The organism is Micromonospora sp. NBC_01638, from assembly GCF_045209745.1.
Lineage (GTDB): Bacteria > Actinomycetota > Actinomycetes > Mycobacteriales > Micromonosporaceae > Micromonospora.
The window spans coordinates 6,864,567-6,888,873 of sequence record NZ_CP109273.1 but is presented as its reverse complement, the minus strand read 5'-3'; the positions used below and the strand labels follow the sequence as shown (position 1 = coordinate 6,888,873).

At 69.5% G+C, this 24,307-nt stretch carries 22 protein-coding genes and 3 pseudogenes; 9 read left to right on the top strand and 16 right to left on the bottom strand.

Annotation, left to right across the window (positions count from 1 at the left end; translation table 11 throughout):
• Positions 1–73: 73 nt before the first annotated feature.
• The gene (locus OG811_RS31990; RefSeq protein WP_406071066.1) at positions 74–394 is read left to right on the top strand and encodes a hypothetical protein; all 321 of its coding nucleotides are present in this window, start codon (positions 74–76) and stop codon (positions 392–394) included.
• Between the two features lie 190 nt (positions 395–584).
• On the opposite strand, the gene OG811_RS31985 is transcribed toward OG811_RS31990, so the two are convergent.
• The 4 genes and pseudogenes from OG811_RS31985 to OG811_RS31970 all read right to left on the bottom strand — a co-directional run bounded on the left by OG811_RS31985 (position 585) and on the right by OG811_RS31970 (position 7,871).
• The gene (locus OG811_RS31985) at positions 585–4,391 is read right to left on the bottom strand and encodes a P-loop NTPase fold protein (RefSeq protein WP_406071065.1); all 3,807 of its coding nucleotides are present in this window, start codon (positions 4,389–4,391) and stop codon (positions 585–587) included.
• 703 nt (positions 4,392–5,094) lie between these two features.
• Complete coding sequence (locus OG811_RS31980; RefSeq protein WP_406071063.1) at positions 5,095–6,009, bottom strand: ISAs1 family transposase; 915 nt, start codon at positions 6,007–6,009, stop codon at positions 5,095–5,097.
• A gap of 127 nt (positions 6,010–6,136) precedes the next feature.
• Positions 6,137–6,349, bottom strand: a complete 213-nt coding sequence (locus tag OG811_RS31975) for a hypothetical protein (RefSeq protein ID WP_406071062.1) — start codon at positions 6,347–6,349, stop codon at positions 6,137–6,139.
• A 229-nt stretch (positions 6,350–6,578) separates the two neighbouring features.
• Positions 6,579–7,871 (bottom strand): annotated as a pseudogene (locus OG811_RS31970) (IS256 family transposase).
• Between the two features lie 355 nt (positions 7,872–8,226).
• On the opposite strand from OG811_RS31970, the gene OG811_RS31965 reads away from it, so the two are divergent.
• Complete coding sequence (locus OG811_RS31965) at positions 8,227–8,643, top strand: hypothetical protein (protein ID WP_406071060.1); 417 nt, start codon at positions 8,227–8,229, stop codon at positions 8,641–8,643.
• 113 nt (positions 8,644–8,756) lie between these two features.
• Here OG811_RS31965 and OG811_RS31960 read toward each other — a convergent pair whose 3' ends face one another.
• From OG811_RS31960 to OG811_RS31940, 5 genes and pseudogenes are all read right to left on the bottom strand, one after another.
• A complete protein-coding gene (locus tag OG811_RS31960) occupies positions 8,757–8,978 on the bottom strand; it encodes an integrase core domain-containing protein (RefSeq protein WP_406071058.1) in 222 nt (73 codons plus the stop codon).
• Between the two features lie 461 nt (positions 8,979–9,439).
• Positions 9,440–9,739: pseudogene (locus OG811_RS31955) on the bottom strand (hypothetical protein); the annotation flags it as partial.
• Positions 9,708–10,277 (bottom strand): RNA 2'-phosphotransferase, encoded by a 570-nt coding sequence (locus OG811_RS31950; RefSeq protein ID WP_406071057.1) that lies wholly within the window; start codon positions 10,275–10,277, stop codon positions 9,708–9,710. The pseudogene OG811_RS31955 and the gene OG811_RS31950, both read right to left, overlap by 32 nt.
• Before the next feature lie 577 nt (positions 10,278–10,854).
• On the bottom strand, positions 10,855–11,982 hold the full coding sequence (locus OG811_RS31945) for a Fic family protein (protein ID WP_406071055.1): 1,128 nt from the start codon (positions 11,980–11,982) through the stop codon (positions 10,855–10,857).
• 273 nt (positions 11,983–12,255) lie between these two features.
• Positions 12,256–12,795 (bottom strand): transposase, encoded by a 540-nt coding sequence (locus OG811_RS31940; RefSeq protein WP_406071053.1) that lies wholly within the window; start codon positions 12,793–12,795, stop codon positions 12,256–12,258.
• Here OG811_RS31940 and OG811_RS31935 point away from each other — a divergent pair.
• The 7 genes and pseudogenes from OG811_RS31935 to OG811_RS31905 all read left to right on the top strand — a co-directional run bounded on the left by OG811_RS31935 (position 12,776) and on the right by OG811_RS31905 (position 20,177).
• Entirely contained in the window at positions 12,776–13,930 is a 1,155-nt protein-coding gene (locus OG811_RS31935; protein WP_406071051.1) for a hypothetical protein, read from the top strand. The genes OG811_RS31940 and OG811_RS31935 overlap by 20 nt on opposite strands.
• A gap of 109 nt (positions 13,931–14,039) precedes the next feature.
• Positions 14,040–15,938 (top strand): glycosyltransferase family 2 protein, encoded by a 1,899-nt coding sequence (locus OG811_RS31930; protein WP_406071049.1) that lies wholly within the window; start codon positions 14,040–14,042, stop codon positions 15,936–15,938.
• Entirely contained in the window at positions 15,926–17,059 is a 1,134-nt protein-coding gene (locus tag OG811_RS31925) for a glycoside hydrolase family 26 protein (RefSeq protein WP_406071048.1), read from the top strand. Before OG811_RS31930 ends, OG811_RS31925 begins: the two co-directional genes overlap by 13 nt.
• Positions 17,060–17,171: 112 nt before the next feature.
• Positions 17,172–18,620: a glycosyltransferase family 39 protein gene (locus OG811_RS31920; protein WP_406071047.1), complete on the top strand. Its 1,449-nt coding sequence runs from the start codon at positions 17,172–17,174 to the stop codon at positions 18,618–18,620.
• A 42-nt stretch (positions 18,621–18,662) separates the two neighbouring features.
• Positions 18,663–18,873 (top strand): annotated as a pseudogene (locus OG811_RS31915) (hypothetical protein); the annotation flags it as partial.
• 402 nt (positions 18,874–19,275) lie between these two features.
• Positions 19,276–19,662 carry a hypothetical protein gene (locus tag OG811_RS31910; RefSeq protein WP_406071045.1) on the top strand — a complete coding sequence of 129 codons (387 nt, stop codon included), beginning with the start codon at positions 19,276–19,278 and terminating at the stop codon, positions 19,660–19,662.
• Positions 19,659–20,177, top strand: a complete 519-nt coding sequence (locus tag OG811_RS31905; RefSeq protein ID WP_406071044.1) for a hypothetical protein — start codon at positions 19,659–19,661, stop codon at positions 20,175–20,177. Before OG811_RS31910 ends, OG811_RS31905 begins: the two co-directional genes overlap by 4 nt.
• A gap of 756 nt (positions 20,178–20,933) precedes the next feature.
• On the opposite strand, the gene OG811_RS31900 is transcribed toward OG811_RS31905, so the two are convergent.
• The 7 genes from OG811_RS31900 to OG811_RS31870 are packed head-to-tail and all read right to left on the bottom strand — an operon-like array spanning position 20,934 to position 24,217.
• The gene (locus OG811_RS31900; RefSeq protein WP_354992428.1) at positions 20,934–21,281 is read right to left on the bottom strand and encodes a hypothetical protein; all 348 of its coding nucleotides are present in this window, start codon (positions 21,279–21,281) and stop codon (positions 20,934–20,936) included.
• Positions 21,278–21,814 (bottom strand): hypothetical protein, encoded by a 537-nt coding sequence (locus OG811_RS31895; protein WP_406071042.1) that lies wholly within the window; start codon positions 21,812–21,814, stop codon positions 21,278–21,280. The genes OG811_RS31900 and OG811_RS31895 overlap by 4 nt, the downstream gene beginning before the upstream one ends.
• Positions 21,815–21,822: 8 nt before the next feature.
• The gene (locus OG811_RS31890) at positions 21,823–22,374 is read right to left on the bottom strand and encodes a hypothetical protein (protein WP_406071041.1); all 552 of its coding nucleotides are present in this window, start codon (positions 22,372–22,374) and stop codon (positions 21,823–21,825) included.
• Positions 22,375–22,408: 34 nt separating this feature from the next.
• Positions 22,409–22,975 (bottom strand): hypothetical protein, encoded by a 567-nt coding sequence (locus tag OG811_RS31885; protein ID WP_354992425.1) that lies wholly within the window; start codon positions 22,973–22,975, stop codon positions 22,409–22,411.
• 18 nt (positions 22,976–22,993) lie between these two features.
• A complete protein-coding gene (locus tag OG811_RS31880) occupies positions 22,994–23,125 on the bottom strand; it encodes a hypothetical protein (RefSeq protein WP_354992424.1) in 132 nt (43 codons plus the stop codon).
• Complete coding sequence (locus tag OG811_RS31875; protein ID WP_406071040.1) at positions 23,122–23,694, bottom strand: hypothetical protein; 573 nt, start codon at positions 23,692–23,694, stop codon at positions 23,122–23,124. Before OG811_RS31875 ends, OG811_RS31880 begins: the two co-directional genes overlap by 4 nt.
• Positions 23,687–24,217 (bottom strand): MauE/DoxX family redox-associated membrane protein, encoded by a 531-nt coding sequence (locus OG811_RS31870; protein ID WP_406071038.1) that lies wholly within the window; start codon positions 24,215–24,217, stop codon positions 23,687–23,689. Before OG811_RS31870 ends, OG811_RS31875 begins: the two co-directional genes overlap by 8 nt.
• Positions 24,218–24,307: the final 90 nt, after the last annotated feature.

Below are 24,307 nucleotides of genomic sequence, written 5' to 3'. Positions count from 1 at the left end.
ATCCCTTAGAGACTTGGTCCAGGATCGGTGTCCGGCCATGAGCGGGCGCCGACTCGCGTGAGAACATGCGTCCATGAGCAGCGACGTCGCCCTCGATGTGAGCGCCCTGGCGATCAACGTCACGATCCCGGAGGGGCTCCGCTGGACCGACACCCGACGCGGTGAGCAGTTCACGCTGACCACACTCAACGTCCGGCTCCTTTCGGACGGGCGCCTCGCGGCAAAGGCCTACGGCCGACCGGCCGGCGGCGGCCGCGGCACATACGTCTCGTTCCCCGTGCCCAACAGGCCCGAGCTGGTGGCCCTGGTCGACAAGGCTGCCAGCCGCGCCGGTGCGCTGTGGGCCGCCCACCGCAGTCTCGTAGACGCACAGGCTGCAGCAGACACGATTTGAACCGCGCCGAGCGCGCTCGCTCAGCGGCAGATCCGAACGCTCAGACCCTGCATTCAACCCTCGGGCGATCGACTCGCCATCGACCCGGCCGCCCCCTCTCCAAGCGGGAGCAGGCCACCGGAGTGTCACGTGACCGCGCAGCGACGGACCACATGTCCCGATCGCCGCAGCGCACCAGTGATGCGGGCTACTACAAGAGTCGCTCGGCCAGCTCGACGATTCCGGCCGCGTCCGCTGTGACCAGGATGGATCGCAGGTTCTCCAAGGCTCGCGCATGGGGTACCGGATTGAGTTCCAGCTGGTCAACGGCGTACAGCCACTGCTGGTCCTCGGCTGCGGCCGTGGCGAGCAACGCGATGCCCGACGTGCCGTCAACCCGCTTACGCAGGTATGGCAGGAGCGCCGGCCACCGCGTGACGATCTCAGCAAACTGGAACAACCGCTGCGCTCGCCCGATGCTGGTCTGCGGATCGGTCATTGGTTCCTGACGAGACAGCATCCGTTCGTAGAGCTGCCAGACGTTGAGTTGCCGCTTGGCTTCCCGTACCGAGCGCTCGGGTTGGGCCGCGAGGCGCTCAGCGATGAACTGCCGGACTGAGGGGTGCTGCTCCATCGTGCGCCACGGCACCGTGACGTGCCGGACCGGTTCCCGCTGAGCGCCCTTTCCGCTAATGGAAAAAGGCCGTATGTCTACGCTCGATCGATTGACGCCATCCGACCTCGGCGTGGGCGGCGCCTGGCCGAGCTGGGGCTGCAGCGCCGCAGCGGCGGGCAGCAGCGGCGCAAACTCGCCGCCGGTGACCGCCTGGACGAAGCGTTCCACGCCGCCGTCGTCGAGACGGGGTACGAGTACCGGAAGCTGAACGAGCTTGCGCAGGAAGGCCCAGCCCGGACTGGGATCATCGCCATGTAGACCGACGCCTGCCGCTTGCAGGTCGCGGTAGACATGGTCGAGATGTGCCGCGACGATGACCGGGTCGAGGCCGATCACGAACTGGCACGGCAAGCTCGACGTCGCGGTGAGACCGAACAGGAAGATGTTGATCGCCTCAAAAACCTCCGCCGTCGTGGCCGCGCGGCAGCGGTCCAGGTCGTCGATGAACACGACCACGCGTGGACCGACGGCGGCAATGTCGGCGAGGAGGGCGTTTACGTCGTGCTGGTCGAGGTAAAGCGAGCCGGAACTGGCGCATTGTAACGGATCCAGTGGTACCTCGAGACGGTCGGCCGGGGCGGCCTTGCCCAGCTCGAGATGCGCACCGGTCACCGGCCCGCGTAGCAGTTCGGCGGGAAGGTAGTCCGCCGCGAGCCCGAACTGGTATCGCACAGCGGTATGGACCAGTCCGGCTAGGAGGAAAACAGCGGGTAGTAGGAGCGCGAGGACCGCCGTCGTAACCGGGACACCGAACACCCGGAATACTTGGTTCGCCTCGACCAGTCCGATAACCAGCGGGAAGGCGGTCGCGGCCACGGCGATGCCGAGCAACGGCGAAATCACGCGTCGCTGGATTGTTCGCCGCAACCGGTGGCGATCGACGCGGTCGCCGTTGTGGCTGAGCCAGTACTGCTCCCGGCGTGCCGTGGTCGGGTAGAGGACTGGTTCGGCCGCGTCGATGATGGCCTTGGTCAGGCCGGCCCAGATCTGGTCGCCGGACTGATAGGCCCACGGGTTGAACCAGACCGACAAAGCAGACGGCGCTTCGCCACCACCGCCGTGTGGTTGGGCCTGTGCGGGTCGCCGGCCCACGTGCGGCGCCTTCAGCTGCCGCAGCACCGCGCGGATCCGTAGTTGCCGCTGCTCCGGCTCCGGTCGCACCTCAGGGGTGGGAAGCAACTGCTGAACCATCCGCATCAGCGTCGTCTTGCCTGAACCCCAAGGACCCTCGATCGTCACCACCGCCGGTCCGTCGTCGCGGTGGCCCAGCGGGTCGACGGTCGGCCGGCACAGCTGCGCGACTACCGCCTCGGCCAGGCTCCGGCGGTCGAGCAGGTCGGTGTCGGCCGGAGTATCCGACAGCCCCCACATCGAGACGGCGGCGACCTCGATGGTACGTACGGCCATCCCCGACTCCGGATCCCAGAGCATGACCGCGCCGTCGTCTGCTCCCGACGCCACCTGTACTTCGCCCTGCGGGCTACGGATCCAGACCAGTGCGCGTACCGCCGCGCTGTGTCCATGCAGTGGAACGCCGACGACCGCACCGGTCTCGACGTCCCAGACACGGATGGCGTCTGCCCCTCCGGAGGCGAGCCGCACGGCGCCGTCCGGCCGGACCCATGCGGTGAGCGCGAGGACGGCTGTGGTGTGCTCGCCCAATGGCTCGCCGAGGCGCACCTGCGCCTCGGTATCCCAAATGTAAACCCGTCCGTCGAAGCCGCCGGCGGCGAGCCGTACCGTACCGTCGGCACCGGACCAGCTGGCCAGCGACCAGATCCCGGAAGCATGGCCAGTCAGCGGCGAACCGATCAGATCACCGGTCTCCGGATCCCAGATCCGCACCACCCCGTCGGTACCGGCGGAGGCGAGCCGTTGGCGGCCATCCGATCCACGCCAGGGCGATAGGGCGAGTACGCCGCCGGTGTCGCCAAGCATCGGCGAGCACACCGCAGTGCCCGCCTCCGGGTTCCAGACCCGCACCGCCCCGTCGTCTCCGGCAGAGGCGAGCCGGTACGCGCCGTCCGCCGTCCGCCAGGCGCTGAGGGCGGCCACTGACGCGGAGTGCGCCACGATCGAGTCCCCGACGCGGTGCAGCGACTCGGAGTCCCATACGCGGATGTGCCCGTCCAGCCCGCCCGACGCGATCCGATGACCGCCGCCGGGCACGGCCCAACTCGTCAGCGCCCAGACGCCGGACACGTGACCAGTGTCGATCTCGCCGAGCCGGGCGCCTGTAGCCGGATTCCACAGCCGCACGACACCGTCCGGCCCGGACGAGGCGAACCTCCACTCGCCCGCCCCAGTCCACCAACTCGTCAACGCCCGTACCGCCGCGACGTGTCCGGTCTGAATCTCGCGGACGAGCACACCCTCTTCGGGATCCCAGATCTGGATCGTCCCGGCCATGCCAGTCACGGCCAGCCGGACGCCGCCGTCCGGGCGCCGCCACACCGACATGGTCCGCACCGTGCTGGCTGGACCCGCGAGCGACCGACCCACCAGCTCGCCGCTGTCCGCATCCCAGAGCTGAATCGTGCCGTCGCCGCATGCTCCGGCCAAGCGGTTAGCGCCGTCCGCCGCCCGCCAGTGGCTTAACGCCCAGACGCCGGTGTCGTGCATCTTGAGCGCCCATCTGGTGGACTGGCCGGTCTCCGGATCCCACACCCGCACCATGCCGTCCTCGCTGCCGCTGGCGATGCGCACCCCGCCATCGGTGCCACGCCACACACACAGATCCTCAACGGCGGCACTGTGTTCGGCGAACGGTTGGCCTACCGAGCCTCCAGTGGCAACGTCCCACACGCGCGCCGTACCGTCGTCTGAGGCGGACGCCAAACGCCGGCTACCGTCGTCGGCCTGCCATGTCACCAGCCGGATCACCGCGCCGGTATGCCCGACGAAAGGCTCGCGCAGGCGCTGTCCGGTGGCGCCGTCGAAGAACCGGATAGAACGGTCGTAACTGCCCGTGGCCAGGCGCAATGAGCCATCGGGCGCACGCCAATTGGTGATCGACATGACGCCACCGGTGTGGTTGGCCGCGAACTCGGCCAGTCGCTCGCCGATCAGCGGATGCCAGATGACGACCTGCCCATCGGTGCCGCTGGACGCGACCCGGGTCCCATCGGGCTCCGACCAGCAGGTCAACGCGTGCACCGCGCCGAGGTGGCCGTACAGGGGTGTACCGACAGCAGCGCCCGTCTGCGCGTTCCAGATCCGGACGGAGCCATCAGTCCCACCAGTCGCCAGGTAGGCTGTCCCGTCCGTTTCCGCCCACGAGACCTGGGAAATAACGCCACCGGACTGCGTAGGCAGCCAGGGCTCTGGATCAGGACTGTCCATGCCTCGATGCTGACATCGAGGGTCAAGAGGCGACGGAGAGCCGGGCGTTGCTGCCCTGCTGGCGCAGACCATGGACAAACGTGAGGATGCCTCCATCGAGAATGACGGCCGGGCGGCGGTCGGCAGGCCCCGACCACGAACCTCGAGAAGCCTGGGGGCGAGATTCCCCCAGGCTCCTCAGCGGAACACAAGCATGCGGAAAGTTCTTTAACTGCGACTCATGTCGATGGATAGACGCCCTCTCATCGGCTACTGGTTAACTGGCGCTACGACCGCAGCCCGGCCAGGCTTGGTCGAGGTGACCGGCGGGATCGCTCTCTCATCGGCTGCCCACCGCGGTTTGGTGTGGCTCTCATCTGGCGTACGTCCTGCCGGTCACCGTGGCAGGGCTATTGCGTAGTGGGGTTGCCCCTGGTCAAGGCAGGATTGCTGGTGGTCACGGCGTCGATCAGGTCGTGTGGGCGGTGGTTGGCGCGTCGGGTGGCTTCGGCGATGTTCGTGGCGCCGTTTGTGCGGTGGTAACCGATCGAGGTGTTACGGAGTGTCGCGAAGACGGCGGGGCCGTTGCCCGTCCGGGCTTGGTGAGCGTCTTCACGTAGTGTCACATCTCTGACGTAATGCAGGCGGTTCTCGATGTGCCATTCAGACCGCGCCCAGGTGCCGAGGTCGGCGGGTTGAGCCTGCTCGGCGGGCAGGGACACGGTCAGGTATGCCGCTTCGCGGCTGGTCTTGCCCTTGATCGTGCGGGTCCGGGTGATTCGGACGGCCTGCTGCGCGTGGGGAAACGCCATCCCGCGGGAGTGGCCACGGTGACGGCTTTGACGGTGCGGGTTTCCTTGCGGCCGTGGCCGGTCTCGAGGGTCTGGGAACCGATCGGGATCTGCGCCCACGGAAGGGATTTGAGCTGGTTGTGCAGGGTCGGCTGGTTCCCCTTGACCGTGACCATCAGGTGCCCGCCGTCGGCTGCGAGGAGTTCCGCGTGCCCGGTCTGGGCGTGCAGCGCGTCCGCGACGACCAGGACGTCTTGCAACGATCCCAACTGGGCGGCGACCAGACGCATCAGCGGAGTGAACGCCGGGATCTCATTGGACTTCGCGTCGATCCGCACCTGGGCGAGCACGACACCAGTGGAGGTGTCGTACGCCGACAGCAGATGAACTTGCCGCCCGTCAGCGAGCCGGGCGCCCCGTTCGACCTTGCCGTCGACGGCGATCACGAGCCGCCACCGCCGCCCGGCCATGGTGACCGGCGCTGTTCGGGCCAACAGCCACCGGGCCAGCACCCGTGAGAGCACATCGGCGTCGATGCGGATCAGCAGCCGCCACACCGTCGTGGCCGCCGGTACCCGGTCGCTGAAACCGAGCCGATCCCAGACCTCCTGGTCCTGATTACGCACCCAATCGGTCACCGACGCGAACGTGCACGCCCCGGCCAGCACCGCGCAGACCGCCACCGCCAGGATGCTCACCAGCGAGTAACGGCAGCCACGCGGATCACGCGGGTCAGGGATCGTGGACAACACCTCGAACAAGCCCTGACGATCACCTTCAGTGACCACGGCGGGGAGTGTGCCGGTGGGTCGGTGCGGGAGCAGGATCTCGGTGGGTGATGATGACATCGGCGGGTGCGGTCCTTCTTCTGGGTCATGTGGTCTTCGCAAACACCATGATCACCAACGGGCCGTACCCGTCCTACATGAACCCACCCTCGACCGGTCCCACATCAAACCCCAGCTCAAACACCCTTCAACCGACTACGCAATAGCCCTGGTCGTAGCCCACGAACGCCTCACGGCCGCTGAAGCGGAGAACCACCGCCTCGACCTCCTCGTCGTGCAACTCATCAAAGCTCTCGACGTCGCCGGTGACACCATGCAAGCTGAACGATTCGCCGAAGAACACGAACGCGACCGGATCACCCCCTACCTCGCCCGACCCGTCGTCGACCGGCCGCTGCACTGGTCCGAGATGCCGGTGCGTGAAGTCCCGGTCTATCGGGGCCGCCGCTGGGGGTAGGCGACCATCACTGCCACGATCGCTCTTCCTCGGAGCCTCGGAGTCATGACGCGTAGGCCGACCTTCACTTGCCGCTTGGCTGATTCGGAAAGCAACGGCACCGTGGCGCTGTTGACCCAGTGCCTTGGCCGGCGAGGGGCTGTCTCGCTAACGGTGTTTCCGGCGATCTTGGTTAGTAGGTTTCAGCGGCTGGGAAGCGGTCGCTGAAGGTGATGGCGAAGGCGTTCAGGGCGGGTTTCCAGCGCATCGTCCATCGGGTTCTGCCTGCTCCGGTGGGGTCCAACGATCGGGTCACCAGGTACAGACACTTCAACGCTGCCTGTTCGTTGGGGAAGTGGCCGCGGGCTTTCACGGCCCGCCGGTAGCGGGCGTTCAGCGACTCGATCGCGTTGGTCGAGCAGATCACCCGTCGGATCTCGACGTCGTAGTCGAGGAACGGGATGAACTCGGCCCAGGCGTTGTCCCACAAACGGATCACCGCCGGATACCGGCCGCCCCACTTCTCGGCCAGGTCATCGAACGCCGCCCTGGCAGCGGTGGCGTTGACGGCGGTGTAGATCGGCTTGATGTCGTGTTTGAGCTCGTCCCAGTACTTGCGGGAGGTGAGCCGGAACGTGTTGCGGATCAGATGGATGATGCAGGTCTGCACGATCGTGCGGGGCCACACGTTCGTGACGACCTCCGGCAGGCCTTTGAGGCCGTCGCAGACGAGGAAGAACACGTCCTTCACGCCCCGGTTACGCAGGTCGGTCAGCACGCTCATTCAGAACTTCGCGCCCTCACCACCCGAGCCGGCCCACAACCCGAGGACGTCCTTCTCCCCGTCGAGAGTGACCCCGATCGCGGCGTAGAAGGGCCGGTTCGCGACCTGCCCATCCCTGACCTTGACCACGATGGCGTCGATGAACACGGCGGCGTAGATCTCATTCAGGGGCCGGTGGGACCAGTCGGTCATCTCCTCGATGACCTTGTCGGTGATCCGGGAGATCGTCTCCTTCGACACCGAAGCCCCGTAGATCTCGGCGAAGTGAGCGCTGATCTCCCCGGTCGTCAGGCCTTTGGCATACAGCGACAACACGACCTCGTCGACCCCTGACAGGCGCCGTTGACGCTTACGGACGATCTGCGGCTCGAACGTGCCGGCCCGGTCTCGTGGCACGTCGAGCTGCACTGGTCCGGTCGTGTCGGTCAGCACCGTCTTCGACCGGGTGCCGTTGCGGACATTGCCCGACCCAGCGCCGGCGGCGCCCTGGTCGTGTTTTTCGTAGCCGAGGTGCTCGGTCATCTCCTCGTTGAGCGCGGTCTCCAGGACCGTCTTGGTCAACTGCTTCAGCAGCCCGTCCGGGCCGGTCAACGACAGGCCCTGTTCCTTCGCGGCCCGGACCAACTCGGCGGCGGCCTTCGCCTCCGCCGACGGCTCGGGCCGCTTCCTACGTCCGGTCTGGTCGTTCAGTGTCGCGGTCATCACGGCACCCTCCTCACCAGGCACAACGCCTGGCAGGTCAGGCCGGAAACACCGTTAGATCCACACTCCCGCCGGCGACGTTCAGGCGACCTAGAAGCGCTGCGGCGGAGTTGGCCGCGGCTCCGTCATCTGAGCACCGCTCCCACGGGCAATGCCCTGGCCAGGCCCTTCAAGCTGGAGATATCTTCGGCGGGCCCGAAGGCGTCAGCGTTGGCGTCCCCGCGGAGGTGGTAGGGCGTCGTTCGCTCATGCCGAAAGTAGTGCGTCTGACCTTCGGGGTTGGTACCCGTCTGTATGAGGGTGCCGATTGCGGGTTGTTGCTATACCTGCGGTGGTATCGATGCGAGATGGGGCGGTGACTGAGGTGAATCTTGGTGAGTTGTCGTCAGCGGTGGTGCCGTATGTCTCTGCTGCGGTGGCGGCGTACGGCGGCGCGGTGATTCAGCGGGTGACCGATCAGGCCGTCGATGGTGGTGCGGATGTCACGGTCGGGTGCGGGCGGCGTCTTCTCGCTCGGCTGGTCACTTCGAGGCGGGGTTTGCAGGTAAGTGAGGCGGTGCGAGAACTCGCGGATGATCCGGCGGACGAGGCGTCGCTGGCACTGGTACGCGCGCAGGTGCTGAAGGCGGTCACCGCTGACCCCGAGTTGGCGTCGGACTTGCGGGGGATGGTGGCCCAGGCGCAGCCCGCCGGTGACCGATATTCGGTGACGGTGTCGAGCAGCAGCGGTTTCCAGATCGGCTCGCACAACATCCAGGCGACCACAATGTGACCGGGCAGCCAGCGGAATGAGGGACGGGATCACGCAGCCCGCCACAACGGGCGAGACCTTGTACCGTGCCAATACTTGTCGCGTGGTCTGTGACCTGGGCTTCCCCGATCTGGTCAGGCTGCTCGTTGGTATTGGTTGATCACGCCGCCGAGGAGTTGTCGTCGTCGAACAGGTGCGTCGATGGCGACGACCACGCCTGGGTCGTGGTTGGGTGGGTGCTGATCGAGGCTCTGGTGTGGCCGGTGGTCGTTGAAGTGGCGTTCGTACTCGCCGACGACGGCGCGGGCGTGTCGCTCGTCGTACACCAGCACCCGGTCGGTGCATTCGGCCCGCACGCTGCGGACGAACCGTTCCGCGTAGCAGTTCGCGCGAGGAGTCCTCGGTGGGGTCCTGCCACTTCGACCCCCTCAGCGGCGAACACGGAATCAAAGGTTCCGGCGAACTTGGCGTCGCGGTCACGGATCAGGAACCGAAACGCGGTGATCCGATCGCCGAGGTCCATGACCAGGTTGCGGGCCTGCTGGGTCGTCCACGCAGCTGTCGGGTGTTCGGTGACGCCGAGGATGTGTACGCGTCTGGTCGCGATCTCCATCACAAACAGGACGTACAGTCTGCGCAGGGTGATGGTGTCGAGGTGGAAGAAGTCGGTAGCGAGCAGTCCGGATGCCTGCGTGCGCAGGAAGGTGCGCCAGTTGGTGTCGACCTCACGTGGCGCTGGGTCGATCTTGCCGGCGGCGAGGATGCGGCGGATAGTGCCGGCGCCGACGCGGTGGCCCAGCCCGACCAGTTCCCCCTGGATGCGGCGGTGCCCCCACCCGGGATTCTCCCGGGCCAGGCGCACGACGAGGTCACGTACCTCGTCGCTGATCCGTGGCCGGCCCGGCCGGTTTGGATAGGTCCAGTGCTGGCTAACCAGACGTCGGTGCCAGGCCAGCAGCGTGGCCGGGGTGACGATCCGATGCTTCCACAGCTCGCGTGGCAGGGCACGGACCAGCGCGGACAGCACCGCCCGGTCCGGCCATGACAGGCGCGGCCTACCGACTTGGCGCCGAAGCACGGCCACCTCATGGCGCAGCACCAACAATTCGGCGGCCATCGCGGACTCGCCGAGCGTCATCTGCGGCAACCAGCTGAACATCCGAACCGCGGTCAGGTACAGCAGCCGAACAACCATGCACGGCATCCTGCTCGACAGCCACGAAAGGCCAGCTCACACCCTGTGCGAACAGTTCTGGCACGGCACAGGTCTCGGTGTCGGCGGAGAGATGGACGTGGTGCCGGCCGCCGCGGTGCAGGCCGGCGGCCCGGATCGACTCCAGCGCACCGGCGCTGGTGCCGTGATAGAGCCGGTCCGGTGGGGTCACCGGGGGCAGCCCGAGGTCCACCGGGACTGAATGGCCCTGGTTGGCCCGGATCCGCAGCACCCCGTCGGTGCCGCGCTCGACAGCGAACCGCTGCTTGTCGTTGCCGGCGACGACCGCGTCCAGCTCGGCCCGCTCGATCCGTAGGGCGGCAAGCAGAGCGTCGACGGGAGTCCAACCGGCCGGGTCGAGCACCAGGCCGGCCCGGTCGGGATCGTGCCGGAGTGCCTTCGACATCCGCTTACTCAACTTCACCAGGTGCTCGCGTTCCACGGTGGCATTGTGGTCGATCCCCGTCGCTCGAATCGAGAGGTTTTCCGACGACGCCGAACCCGGCTTTTTCTCCGGTGGGCCGGTGTCGCTGCTCCCAGGATGGCTGCCGCCGGCCGGTGCCACGGCTCATCTAATGCCACGCCTGTAGGTCTGCTGCAGATCGATGTGAAGAGTTGCGGGTGAGCTTGCTGGAGTCCGCTGCGGTTCCGTCATCTGAGACACCGATCCCAGGGGCAACGCCCTGACCGGGCAGTTCAGGATGGTGACCTCTTCGGCGTGCCCGAAGAGGTCACCACCATAGCTAGGCCTGCGCGAGCTTCAGAGTTGCGCTGAGCGTCATCGGTGGTGGGGCAATGGGTCGTGTCGCCCCTCGGACACCAAATTTCGTGGAAAATCACGATAAATAGGACAGAATGGCTGTCCTATTTGGGCTTACTTAGACCCAAATGTTGTAAATCTTGGAAGCGGCTGCCTGGCTATAATTGGCCGCATCTGTCCAATTCGGTGACAGGTAATGGCGTCTCTTCGGCGCGTTGACGTCGCAGATTCACGGTGGTGGGCATGCCGGGTCTGCGTCTCACCGTCGGTACGGGTCGATGATCTCCTTGGGGCGCAGCGCGGGGGCTGCGAGGTCGCGCAGTATCGGCGAGGTGAGGTAGAACCTGCCTCGGGTTTCGCCGTGCTGTTCGAGCATGCCTGCCCGGACGAGGGCGCGAAGGTCACGGGTTGCTTGGTCGTCGGTGAGGCTCTCATCGCGCTGATAGACAGTGCGGCGCACTCGACCGCCGGTGGCGGCCAGGTAGAGGGCGCTGACCACCCGCTCGGGTAGCCCCGCGCGTCGGACCCAGGTGTCGAGCAGTTCCCAGAGCTGCGCGGCCTGATCGAGGCGTTGTCGGACCAGTTGGGCTTGTTGGTGATGGGCGCTTAGGCAGAACCGGATCCACCTGCTGGTGTCGTTGTCAGGCTGCCAGGTCGGACCGCCCACCTCGCCGAGCGCATCGTAGTAGGCGTAGGTGTTCCGGCCGACGCCGAGCCACTCCTCAATGGAGGAGAACTCCGGGGCGAGGACACCGTCGCGGGCGAGTACGAGGGTGTGTAGACAGCGCGACATTCGACCGTTTCCGTCCCGCCAGGGATGGATCTTGACCAGGTTCAGGTGAGCCATGGAGGCCCGCACGAGCAGCGGTGTCTCCGGTTCGCCGTCGGCCAGCCAGTCGATCAGCTCGGAGATCAGTGACGGAACGTCGTCGGCGTCCGGCCCGGTGTAGACGCGTCGGCCGGTGTGCGCCTCGTCGATGTGGATGTCTCCCGGACGGAAGCGGCCCGGCCATTTGCTGAGGTCATGGCGGAGCATCATGAAGTGCAGTGCGTTGAGCAGCATGTGCTGCCAGGTGAACTCGCGTGAGCGGGCGAGTTGTTGCACGTAGGTCAGGGCGTCCCGGTAGCCGGTGATGACTTCCCAGGTTTGCGGGTTCGTCTCTACCGGTTCGTCGCCGGCGACGGCGGCGGCTGCGTCGTCCAGGGATACCTGGTAGCCCTCGATCGAATTGGAGCCCTGGATGGCGTGAGCGATCAGGGTTCGTCGGAGTTGCCCTGTCCAGCGGTGCGGCTCGGCGATCTGATACCGCAGGTTGTCCCGCATGGTGTCCAGTTCGCCGAGCACGCGCTTGTCGTCATCGGCGAGCGCAGGAGTCCGATACAGCATGCGCTAATCATACAATGCTTTCCGTCTAATGCTGGAATCATTTAAGCATTCGTTTGCTGACATCCGTTAAGAAGACGATTGGTTGGCATCTCGATGGGAGGGGCGCGAGGGCGGCAGGAGGTCCCGGACACGCTGTGTCTCGTTGAGCACTGTTCGACTGTGATCGTCCGGGTTATGACACGACCCATCCGGCCGAAAGAACACCTCGTCGGTCCACTCGTACCTGCTGCCCTGCCCGCGCGTCCGGGTCCAAGCCCGATGCCGATGCCAGCTCTACCCGCCCAAGCGCTCCCGCCGATCATCGGCGCCGCCCTGATGCCGTGGATGGCTCTTCCGGCCCGCTGTGGCCGGGTGAGCGAATGCCTGCTGGCCGCGGGCATCGACCAGCCTGTCGTTGTGGACGTATCGGGCCAGCACGACCTTCCTCTTGCCGGACTGGCGGGTGATCGGGCTGGTCCCGGCGTAGTTCTTGCGGGCTCTCGCGTCGGCGTAGCGGTTCTTGTCGTCGCCGAACTCGGCGAGCACCCGGGCGCCGAGCGCGACGCCGAGGCCGGGCTGGCTGAGGTAGACCTTAACGTCCGGGTGATCGCCGATTTGGGGCTTATGCCGCGTCCGAGTTTTTTGTCCGGTTCTGTTCCCTATGCTCCAGGTGACACCCGTACCCGATCCAGGAGTCCGGCCGGTCCTGCGCCGCGTGCTGCCCACGCCGCGCGTACGCCCGGCTCGCGTCGCCGTGGGGCGCGCCCCCGCCGCGGTGTGCACCGCCGGATCCGACAGAGATGCGTGAGACACGATGAAGGACGCGGACACCATAGTCCTGCCCCGGCTGGCGTCGACGGAGGTCGACGTCGAGGACCCCTGGGGTGAGGACCACGCGATGGTCACCCAGGCGACGACCGACACCGGCCGGTGGCGGGTCACCGCCTGGCTGGTGCCGGCACTGTTGACGGTCGCGCTCTGCCTCCTGCGGGCCGGCGCGGCCGCTCCGCCGGGCGGCGGCACCCCGGGCCTCGCCGGTTCGCCGCTGCTGCGCTGGTGGGCGGAGGCGCTCGGCGCGCCCGGCCCGGCGGTACGGGTGGTGTCGACGGTGGCCGTCACCGCCGCTGCGGCCCTCGTCGGGCTCCTGGCGGCCCGACTCTTCACGCCGCGGGTGGGCCTGCTGGCCGGCGTGATCTTCGCGCTGCTGCCGACGTCGACCCGGTACGCGCAGGAGGTCCAGCCGTACGCGCTGACGGTGTTCGCCGCCGTGCTCGCCACGCTGCTGCTCGTGCGGGCGGTCGACCGGCCGACGGTCGGACGCTTCGCCGGCTACGGCGCCGCGGTGCTGCTGCTGGGCCTCTCGCACGGTCTCGCGCTGCTGTTGCTCGCCGGGCACGGCTGGTCGATGTTCGTCTTCCGACGCGGGGTGGTCGGCCGGTGGTCGGCGGTCGCGATCCTCGGCGCGCTCCCCGCGGCTGTCACGCTGGGGCTTCCCGGTGGCGTGGTCGGCGGCGGGATCGCGCGGGGGTCGGAGCCCACTCTGGACGTGCTGGCCGCGACGCCCCGGAACCTCTTCGGCGTCACCGCCCTGGGGGTCGTGCTGGCCGGGTTGGCGCTGTTCAGCCTGCCGCTGCGACGCTCCGCCGCCCTCTACACCGCCTGGGCGGTGGTGCCGCCGCTGGGTCTGCTGCTGGTCGCGCAGGCGAGGCCGGTCTGGGTGCCGGAGGTGCTGCTCTTCACGCTGCCCGCGTGGGCCACCCTCGGCGCGGTCGCGCTGGCGCGGGTGCGCGTCCGGTGGTGCGCGGTCGCCCTGGTGGCGATCGCGGTGCTCGGCGCCCCGGCGCAGCTGGCCCGGTCCACGCCCGGGGGGCGCGAGCGGGCGACCGGCGATCTCACGAGGGTCGTTCACTTGTGGACGCGACCCGCCGACGGTGCGACGGCACGCGAGGCGCACCCCGCCGGTGGCTGAGGAGAGCGCGGCTCATGGTCATTTACGTAACTAGCCCGCTTTAAGCAAACTGTCCGAATAGCATCAGCTCCGGTCGAGTTCGAGTCGGGCAGAAATCCATGGGGGCAATGTGGTCATCGCCAGCGATAGCCGGCGGTCTCCCGTCGCCGGGCAGGGCATCGCCGTCGCTCCGGCCCTGACCTCGATCGGAGGGTCGTCGGAGCCGCCCGACCGTCGGCAGCGCAACGTCCGGGCGCGCCGCGCCTACGCGGCGTGCGGTACGACGGCCGGACCGCTGATCGCGCCGGGGCACGTGGCGGCGCCGGTCCAGTTCCGGCCGGCCCTGTCGCCCGCGTCCCGGCTGATCCTGACGCTCCTGGTTCTCGTCAACAGTGCGGCCGGGCTGCTGTTCGTCGGGTGGCTGCTGCTCCCGGCGCACGTGCCGGGGCCCGGCGTGACCGGGATCGGCAGCTGGCAGACGACGGCGGCCCGGCTCGGCTTCTGCGTGGTCGTCGGCGTGGAGTTGATCCGCCTCGCGCAGAACGTCGTGATCTGGGTTTTCGCGTTCCATGCCAAGGATCCGGTCCCCGTCGATCCGCCCGTCGGCCTGCGGGTGGCGCTGCTCACCACCATCGTGCCCAGCAAGGAGCCGCTCGACGTCGCCGAGCGGACCCTGCGGCGGATGCGGCAGATTGTCTACTGCGGCCAGGTCGACGTCTGGATCCTCGACGAGGGGGACGACCCCGCGGTGAAGGAGATGGCCGCGCGGCTCGGGGTGCGGCACTTCAGCCGCAAGGGCCGACCCGAGTACAACCAGCCGAGCGGCGAGTTCCGGGCCAGGACGAAGTCGGGAAACCACAACGCCTGGCGGGCCGAGCACGAGCACGGCTACGACGTGGTCGCCAACGTCGACCCGGACCACGTGCCGTTGCCCGGCTTCCTGGAACGGACCCTCGGCTACTTCCGCGACCCGGACGTCGCCTTCGTGGTGACCCCGCAGGTCTACGGCAACATGCACCAGAACTGGGTCGCGCACGGCGCGTCGGTGCAGCAGTACCTCTACAACGGACTCATCGCGCGCGGCGGCAACGGGCTGGACGCGCCACTGCTCACCGGCACCGGCCACCTCTACCGACCGGCGGCCTGGCGCAGCGTCGGGGGCTACCAGGACTCCATCATCGAGGACCACCTCACCAGCATCCGGGTCCACGCCGCCGTCAATCCGCACACCGGCAACCGGTGGAAGGGCGTCTACACCCCGGACGTGGTGGCCATCGGGGAGGGCCCCACCTCGTGGGCCGACTACTTCAACCAGCAAAAGCGGTGGGCGGCCGGCATCTGCGAGATCCTGGTCCGCCCCGAGCTGCGCGCACCGCGCGAGCTGGGCACGCGGCGCCGCTGGCAGTACCGGCTGCTCCAGTTCTACTACCCGAGCGTCGCCGTCGGCCTCCTGCTGGGCAACCTCGCCACCGCCCTGTACCTGCTCACCGGCGTCGGCACGGCCCAGCTCGACGTGACCGTGTGGTCGGTGCTCTGGGCCGGCACCATCGGCACCTGGTTCGCGCTCTGGCTCTGGCTGCGCCGCTTCAACATCGCCCCGCACGAACGGGAGGAGATCGGTGTGGTCGGCATGGCGCTGGCCCTCTTCACCGGTCCCGTCTACGTGGCCGCCGCGGTCGGCGCGCTGCTGCGGCGCAAGCTCGCGTTCGTGGTGACGGCCAAGGGGAAGCTGCGCACCACCGAGTCGCTCGGCACCTTCCGGCTGCACTTCGGCTGGGCGGCCTTCGCCGCCGCCGTGCTCGGCGCGAGCTTCCTGCTGGACCACGGCCTGACCCTGCTGTGGGTCTGGCCGGTGCTGACCCTCCTGACCGGCCTGGGCCCGCCGCTGATCGCCATCGTCTCCGGTGTGACGCGCCGTGGGCGACACCGCGACGACGCGGCCCGCGCCGCCGCGCGTACCCGTAGCGAGGACCGCCACCCGCCGAGGACGCGGGTGCCGGCGGAACGGAGTGTGCCATGGCGAGGCTGACCCTGCCGCGGAGCATGCTGGCGCTGATCACCGCGCTGCTGCTCACGTACGCCTTCGTGATCGCGCCGCGCACGGCGTCGGGAGCCCGGGGGGAGGCCGCGGCGACGGCCGCACCGAGCGCCCCGGCGACGCCCGCACCGCCGCCGCGCCCGGAGCCGGTGCTCTTTCCGCCGGCCGGGAAGACGTTCATCGGCGTCATGACGAACGAGGGTCCGTACGACTTCACGCCGGTGAATGCGTTCGCCGCCGCCGCGAAGCGTCAGCCGCAGGCGATGCTCTTCGGCGCGGGATGGGCGTCGGCGGCCTTCGACCGGGTGCTCTTCGACCGGATCCGCGACCGGGGCATGCTGCCGATGCTGGCGTGGGAACCGTGGGACTACCGGCTGGACGAGACCTCCCGCAAGAAGGGCTTCAGCGCCCGCAAGATCGACAGGATCCGCTCGGACCAGCCCCGGTACCGGCTGGCCCAGATCGCGCGGGGGAGCTTCGACCCGTACCTGCGGTCGTGGGCGCAGGGCATCAAGGCCCTCGGGTACCCGGTGGCCATCCGGTTCGCCCACGAGATGAACGGCGACTGGTACCCGTGGTGCGAGACGGTCAACGGCAACCGGCCGGGTGACTACGTCAAGGCCTGGCGGCACGTCCACGCCGTGTTCGAGGCCGCCGGGGTGCAGAACGTCATCTGGACGTGGAGCCCGAACGTCAGGTGGGACGACTCCACCCCGAAACTCGCCACGCTCTATCCGGGCGACGACTACGTCGACTGGGTCGGGCTCTCCGGCTACTACGGCACCGGGGCGCTCTCGACGTACCGGTCCTTCGACGCGATCTTCAGCCCGACGATCCGGGAGATCCGCGGCTTTACCCACAAGCCGCTGGTCGTCACCGAGACCGGCGCCTCCGACGGCAAGGGGCGCAAGGCCGAGTGGATCCGGCAGGCCTTCGAGCTGCTGTCCGGCCACCGGGACATCATCGGCCTGATCTGGTTCGAGGCGCGCAAGGAGGTCGACTGGCGGATCGTCAGCTCGCCCGCCGTCGCCAAGGCCTTCGCCCGGGCCGTCGCCGCCCCCCGGTACGACGTCGGCTGGTCGCCGGCGATGGTGCCGCGTACCCGGGTCTAGGAATAGGCCGTCCGCCGCCGTGAGCGTGTCCCAGCCCGTCAGGTCGGACCGGCACCCCGCCGTGCCCGGCCGCGCGGCGCCGGCCGCGTCGGCGCGCCGGGCGGGCGCGCCGGTGTCGCGTACCCGCGTCGCCCTGCCCGTCAGTCTCGTCGCGTTCGCGGTCGCGGCCCTCGGCAGCGGCGGCCGCGAGATCTGGTTCGACGAGTCGGTCAGCTGGCTGACCACCACCCTCGCGTGGCCGGAGCTGCGGCATCTGCTCGGCAACATGGACCTCACCCACGCCCTCTACTACCTGGCCCTGCGCGGGTGGACCGCGCTGGCCGGGGACTCCACCCTCGCCCTGCGGTTCCCGTCCATCGTCGGCACGGCGGTGGCCGCCGGCGCGCTCACCCTGCTCGGCGCGAAGCTGTACGACGGCACCGTCGGGGTCACCGCCGGCCTGCTCTTCGTCGCGATCCCGTCGGTGTCCCGGTACGGGCAGGAGGCCCGCTCGTACGCCTGGGTCGTCGCCCTCACCGTGCTGGCTACGCTCGCCCTGGTCGGGGCGCTGGACCGGCCCTCGTGGCCGCGGTGGGTCCGCTACGGCGGCTGCCTGCTGGCGTTGACCTGCCTGCACGCCGTCGCGGCGACGGTGCTGGCAGCCCACGCGCTGCTGGTCGGCTCGGCGGTCCGCCGCGGCGGTGCCCGGCGGGCCCGGTGGGCCTGGGCGCTCACCGTGCTGGTGGTCGCCGTGGCCGCGGCGCCCCTGCTGTACGCGGCGTCCCGCCAGGCCGACCAGGTCTCCTGGATCACCCGCGACCAGGCGGCGCTCGCCCGCTTCCCCCGGGAGCTGTTCGGCTCCCTCCCGGTCGCCGTGACGTTCGTCGGGACCGGCCTGGCCGGCGCCGCCGTGCTCTGGCGCCGGCGGCGCGCACTGCTCCTTCCGCTGCTGGTCTGGGCCGTGGCGCCGGCGGTGTGCTGCTACCTGAGCCACCCGCTGGTGCACCTCTTCCTGGCCCGGTTCGTGTTGTTCACGCTGCCCGCCTGGGCGCTGCTGGCGGCGGTCGGGATCGCCGTGCCGGTCGCCGCGCTGCGGCGCGCGCTGCCGGCGGGCGGGCCTGCGGCGGTGCTCGGCGCGGCCGTGCTGGCCGTCGCCGGGGTGGGCCTGCCGGGCCAGGTGGAGGCCCGACGCAGCCCGGTGCCGGGGGAGGCGGACTACCGCGCCGCCGCCGCCCTGATCGACCGGCGGTACGAGCCCGGTGACGGCATCGCCTACTCCGGTTGGCGCGGGTGGAGCGCCCCACTGCCGATGGCGTACCAGTTGCGCACGGCGCCGCGGGACGTCTTCCTCGCCGTGCCGCCCGGCCGGTCCGGCGGGTTCTGGGCGATCGACTGCGTCGATCCCGCTCCCTGCCTGGGCGACGTCCGGCGGATCTGGCTGGTCGTCGGCGGGGCGGGCGACCCGTACGAGGGCATCCCGCCCGCCCGGGCCGAGCTGCTCCGCCGCGAGTTCGCCGTCACCGGCACCGACCGGTTCGTCGGGGTGGCCGTGGTGCTGCTGGTCCGCCGTCCCGGTCCGTGACCACTGGGGCTACCTGTCCGGTTGTGGGTGTGACCCGTGGACGCCAAGCCCGTCGCGGTGACCGTGCAGGCCGACAAGCCGGACACGGGCCAGCTGATCCCGCACGGTGTGCAGGGCGCCCAGTCGCGCATCGACCTGAACGACGAGCAGACCGCCAACGCCAAGGCGATCATCGCCGCCACGAAGAAGGCCGGCCTGCCCGGAGCGGGCGGCGGTCATCTCCATCGCCACCAGCCTGCAGGAGTCGAAGCTAGTGCGGTGTCCAGTAACGTTCGCCGGGTTGGTGGCCGGGCGGTTTTGTCGTACCGGTGGTGTTGGATCGGATCGTGGCTCGTCGTCGGGATCCGCTTGCGCCTCGGGTTATGCATCGCACGGCTCGGGTGGCGTTGCGGGTGACTTCTCGATCGCAATCTGACTGAGAGTCGCGCTCGCATGCACCCCACCCCCTGTAATTTCGCGGCAACGTCACAGACTGCGCCGCCTTCTATCAAGATCACAAGAGTGATGCCTCGCGTGCAGCGTGAGTAAACGGTCCGGGCAGGGGTGCAGCAGAAAGATCGGACCCCGTCGCCACCTCGCCTCGGCGGTGTTCGCGGGCGGGGCCGCGATAGTCTGCAACGGATGAAGCCGTCGGCTCGAAGGTGAGGCTTGCCCGATGGGTACCAGCTACGAACCGATGAGTCTGGCCAGGCTGGCCACCCATCTGGTATCCGCGGACACCGACCGGACTCGCTGGAAGCTCGTATGGGAGTTTCTTGAGGAGTACCGCTGGGAACCCGCCGAAACCAGGGTCGACCTGTTAAGTGATGAGCCCGGGCTGACCGGGGACCCGCGGTGGGACGCGCTGCTTGCCGCGGTCGCGGAGCACCTGCTGGCTCAGGCAGATCTTGCACCGCCCGCATGGGTCGACGCACGTGTGCTGCGCCGGGCGTGGTTCCCGGCCGAACTGGCCATCCACCGGGCAGACGCCCTGGCATGGGCGCCGGCTGCATTCCGAAAGCATGGTGTGTACCTGTCCGTTCACGATCTGGCTGCGGCGTGAGCGGGTCAGGCGGCGTCCTGATGGGGCGCCCGGAACTCGAACGCGCGTTCACTGACCTGGGCGAGCGGCTTGTCCGTCGCGGGGTCGTCGCCCACATCTTCGTTGTGGGTGGTGCCGCGATGGCGCTCGCCTACGACGCGAAACGGGTCACCAGGGACGTCGACGCGATGTTCGTCCCGCACGGAGTCGTCCTCGATGAGGCGCGTGCAGTGGCCGACGAACTAGGCCTGCCGCCGTGGTGGCTCAACGAGCAGGCCAGCGTGTATGTCTCCGGCAAGGACGACCCAGGCAGGCGGCGGGTCTTCGACCACCCGGGCCTACAGATGGGTGGTCGGGCGGCAGCGTCATGCGCCTCCGTCCGGCGGTCGCGCCGGCCGGCACACGCGGCGGTGGGCGTGCATCGTTCGCTCCTTGGCTTCCGTCACCTCGCTCTGCGAGGGGGCGGGTTGGAGGGCGATGCCCGGTCGGCCGGCAGCCAGGCCAGCTCGGCCTCACCGAGCTTGGCGAGCACTTGAGCGGTCAGCCGGTGCACCCGCACATTCAGGTCGGGGGCGGGCGTATTGCCCGTTTGCGGGTCGCACGCCAGGCGGCAGTGGATAAGCAGGTCGGGCAGCATTCGCAACGCCTGTGGGAGATGACCACCCTCGGTAAGCCGTCCACGCGTACCCCACCTGGTGGTCGAGCTGCGCCAACGACGGCGCCGGCTGGTCTTTGCTGCCTGAGCCGGGTCTGTCGTAGCGGGCTAGCGCCGCCCCTACCCGATCTACCGCGCTGCCGGTGTCGGTCGTAGGTTGCCGCGGGGCCCTGCCGGCGAGCAGCACGGCTGGGGCGACGCCGAGCGCTCCGGCGACCGTCTCGATCGTCGAGAGCCGATCGAGGGTGCGGACTCCCCGCTCGACCTTGTCCACGCAGCTTTTCGTCCGACCAGCTCTACGACCTCACTCCTTCGCCGAACTGGACGAAAACGAAATACTACGCGGGCCCGGACTGGGGCGAGTGCCACCACGACATCGCTGTGATCGACGAGGCTGGTCAGCTCGTTAGCCAGCTACGCCTGACGGACGACGCGAACGGCCTGGCCCAACTTCTGGCCGCCCTTGCTGCAGTGCGCCGCAACCGGCGTTCGATCCCGATCGGAATCGAAACCGGCCGCGGTCTGATGGTCACAGGCCTACTCAAAATCCCCGCCCTGCCGCGATCCGGCGGGCGCCGGCCCACAGGATCGGCGGGCCCGGGACGTCAGCAGCGGCGGCCCCGGGCCCGGTCGGGTGTCAGCAGGAGCCCCAGTTCTCGCGGCAGATGCAGCTGCTCGTACCGCCGGAGCTGTTGGTGTAGTTGTAGTCGCAGCAGTTGAAGCTCACCAGCGTCGAGCCCTCGTAGGCACAGGTGCGCCAGCAGTGGGCGCCGCCGCAGATGGTGAGGCCCTTGCAGTTCTTCGCGCAGCAGCCGGAGCCGGTGCAGCACGGGCAGCCGTCGAGGCCGCGGCAGCCGTTGGGGACGGCCGCCTCGGCCCGGCCCGGGAACCAGGCCCCCACGGCGGCGGCGACCATCGAGGTGCCGGCGAAGGCCAGGAAGCGGTTGCGGGTCAGCTGGGTGGTGCGGATGCGCTCCTGGATCATGTGTGTGCCTCCTTGGTTGCGTGGACGGCCTGCCGCCACAGGTGGTCGAGGTTCGCGGCCGCGTCCGCGCCGCTGCCCTGGCCGGTCGCGACGATGTAGCCGTCGCGCTGCGCGATCGCCGTCGGGAAGGTGTGGAGGTTGAGGTCGGTGCGGATCTGCCGGGCCACGTCGCCGGCGATGACCGGCACCCCGGCCGGTACCGACGCGCGGACGTCGTCGGCCGTCGGGCCCGGCTCGCCGATGACGCAGGCGACCAGCGGAGCCTGCACCCGACCGAGCTCGCCGGCCAGCCGCAGGCACGAGCCGCACGTGGTCGACAGCAGCACGACCAGCGACCGCGGCCCGAGCTCGCCCAGGCCAGCCAGCGCCTCGACGACGGAGTCCGGCAGCCGCCGCCCGATGACCAGTTTGGGTGGCCCCGCCGCGCCGTCGTCCTGGGCTAGGCGCAGGCGCAGCTCGGCGACGCCGCGGAGGGCGGCGAGGAACGCGACGGTGAGCACGACGCACATCGCGACGAGCGCGATGGCGACCACGTGCACCATCAGGCCCGGGCCAGGAGGCGCATGAAGTGCACGGTGAGGGTGCCGTCGCGCCGGTTGTCCAGGCACTGCAGGGCGACCGAGTCGCCGGCCCGGAGGTGGTGGGCGGTAAAGCCGACGAGCGGCTCCACGGCTTCGCCGACGTAGAGCAGCGTCCGCGGGTCGAGCCGGATCTGCTGGCCGTCGACGGTGATCGCGTCCGCGGCGACCTTGGCGACCCGGCCGTTGACCTCGCGGTGCAGTGGGACGGCGACGGCGGTACCGGTGGAATCCTCGACGAGCACGAGGTCGCCACCGCGCAGGGCCCAGCCGTAGGGGAGGGCCTGCGCCTCGAGGGTCCGCAGCGCGCCGTCGAACTGGCGGGGTCGGTCGGTCGGGGCCGTGCGGGCCCGGACGGACACCTGCCGGCCCGCGACCGCTTCGACGACGTTGATGCCGGGGGCCGGTGGTGGCGCCGCGTCGGCTGGGGAGGTCACGGCGACCGCCGCCGCCCCGCCGGCCGCGGCGGCCGAGCCGGTGATGAGCAGTTTGCGCCTGGACCATGGAACGCCCACGATCCGCTCCTTTCTGTCATGGCCCCGAGTCGCCTCAGGGCAGCTGATCCCGTAGGGGAATGACCAAGGTGATGATGAGCAGGCCGCCCAGCGCGACGAACGCGGCCGCGTCGGTGACGGCGCGCAGCGGTGTGATCAGGCCGCGCCCGGCGATCTGCAGCCCGGCCCGCCAGACCAGCAGCGAGCCGCCGACCCGGCTGGCCGCGTAGGCCGCCCAGCCCAGCGCCGACAGCCGCGGGTCGCCGATCGCGAACGCGGCGAGCGGCAAGAGGTAGAACAGCCAGTACCCGATGCGCGTGGTGAAGCCGAGCCCGAGCGCGAAGCCGTTGTATGCGGCCGTACGCCAGTCCTCATGCGCCAGCCAGCGCCGGTCGGTCTCCCGGTCGAGCTGCCACGGCAGCCGCCGCCGGGCGGCTCCCAGCAGGACGGTCACCGCCGCCAGCCCGGCCAGCAGCAGCCGGGTCACCGGGTCGAGCAGGGCCCCGGCGAGGCCGATCACGCCGCCGGCGAGCAGGCCGGCGGTGATCGCCGCGCCCAGCAGGACGACACCGGCAACCGTCAGTGAGCCGAAGCACCCGGACACGCGGGCGCGTGTGATCATCACGACCACGTTGGGTCCTCAAGGCAGGGCCTGCTGGGCCAGGCCGACGGCGACCGCCGCGATGAGCAGCAGCCAGAACGGGTTCGCGCCGGCCCACACCGCGAGGCCGGCGCCGAGGGCCGCGCCGGCGGCTGCGGTCAGCAGTCTCACTGCGCGGGCTCGTGCTCATGGTCGTGCCGGTGCCCGGCGTCGGGGGCGTCGATGAGCGGCAGCTGCCGGCGCCGGTTCACGATCTTGGCCAGCCGGTCCAGCTCGCCGGTCTCGTGCAGGGTGCCCTTGGCCGCGACGATCCCGTCGACGAGCGCGACCCCGAACGGCGCCGAGTGCACCTGAAACCGTTCCAGCGCACCGCGGGCGTCGGCTCCGGTGACCTGGCGGACGCCGGCCGGCAGGCTCGCCACGACGCTGTCGCCGGACCCGGGCACGGTACCGTCATTGACGACGCACAGGAACAGTTCGGGCAGCAGGCTGTGCCGGACCGCGTCGATGACCTCATGGCACGACGAGCAGTCGCCGAACAGGAACAGCACGACGTCGTCGCGGCCGAGGCCCGGCACGCGGGGCGCGAACGAGCCGACCGCCAGCCCGTCCATCGGCGTGCGGCCGATACTGTCGACCCGGTCGGTGAGCAGCTCCAGCTCCCGGCGTACGACGAGCGCACCGAACCCCAGCAGCACGAGCCAGACCGCGGCGACGGCCAGCAGCGTCACCTCACCCATCGGCCGCTCCGCTTCCGTCGAGGGTGGTGGCGAACGGCCGCAGGGTCGCCATGGTGCTCAACACCAGGTAGCCGCACACGATGAGCACCCCGGCGAGCAGCCCGAGCAGCCGGTCGGCCGGGGGTTGGCTCGCGGCGGCGACACCGGCGGCCGCCGCGATGTACACCACGTTGCGCGCGACTGTGGCCCATGAGATCCGTTCACCGGTACCGAAACACGCGCACTCGAACGACCGCCCGCGGGCCAGGGCCACCGCGACCAGCGTGGTCAACACGGCGAGCAGGGCGACCCCGGCGAGGGCCGGCCAGCGCGGGCTCGGGCTCGCCACGAGGGCGACACCGAGCAGGACCTCGGCTCCGCCGAGCGCTCGCCCGGCGACCGGCCGAATCCGCTTGAGCACGCCGAAGCGAACCATGGCGAGGGCACTGTCGAAGGGCCGGCGCAGTTTCGGGACCCCGCTGGCGACGAACATCGCGGCGAGGACGCCGACAGCCACCGCAAGCACGGACCCCGTCACCGTCATGCCGTGGACGGTAACGGTGTCGCATCATGAGCATCAATATTGAGAGCCGTGATTTGTGCGGTGGTGAAAGGCTCGCAAATGCCGCACCGG

What these genes read in the sequence shown, in the direction of transcription:
- OG811_RS31935 (WP_406071051.1), top strand. Translation starts at nt 12,776, where the DNA reads ATGAAGGACGCGGACACCATAGTCCTGCCCCGGCTGGCGTCGACGGAG.
- OG811_RS31985 (WP_406071065.1), bottom strand. Translation starts at nt 4,391, where the DNA reads ATGGACAGTCCTGATCCAGAGCCCTGGCTGCCTACGCAGTCCGGTGGC.
- OG811_RS31910 (WP_406071045.1), top strand. Translation starts at nt 19,276, where the DNA reads ATGGGTACCAGCTACGAACCGATGAGTCTGGCCAGGCTGGCCACCCAT.
- OG811_RS31925 (WP_406071048.1), top strand. Translation starts at nt 15,926, where the DNA reads ATGGCGAGGCTGACCCTGCCGCGGAGCATGCTGGCGCTGATCACCGCG.
- OG811_RS31945 (WP_406071055.1), bottom strand. Translation starts at nt 11,982, where the DNA reads ATGCTGTATCGGACTCCTGCGCTCGCCGATGACGACAAGCGCGTGCTC.
- OG811_RS31940 (WP_406071053.1), bottom strand. Translation starts at nt 12,795, where the DNA reads ATGGTGTCCGCGTCCTTCATCGTGTCTCACGCATCTCTGTCGGATCCG.
- OG811_RS31990 (WP_406071066.1), top strand. Translation starts at nt 74, where the DNA reads ATGAGCAGCGACGTCGCCCTCGATGTGAGCGCCCTGGCGATCAACGTC.
- OG811_RS31900 (WP_354992428.1), bottom strand. Translation starts at nt 21,281, where the DNA reads ATGATCCAGGAGCGCATCCGCACCACCCAGCTGACCCGCAACCGCTTC.
- OG811_RS31885 (WP_354992425.1), bottom strand. Translation starts at nt 22,975, where the DNA reads ATGATCACACGCGCCCGCGTGTCCGGGTGCTTCGGCTCACTGACGGTT.
- OG811_RS31870 (WP_406071038.1), bottom strand. Translation starts at nt 24,217, where the DNA reads ATGACGGTGACGGGGTCCGTGCTTGCGGTGGCTGTCGGCGTCCTCGCC.
- OG811_RS31875 (WP_406071040.1), bottom strand. Translation starts at nt 23,694, where the DNA reads ATGGGTGAGGTGACGCTGCTGGCCGTCGCCGCGGTCTGGCTCGTGCTG.
- OG811_RS31980 (WP_406071063.1), bottom strand. Translation starts at nt 6,009, where the DNA reads ATGTCATCATCACCCACCGAGATCCTGCTCCCGCACCGACCCACCGGC.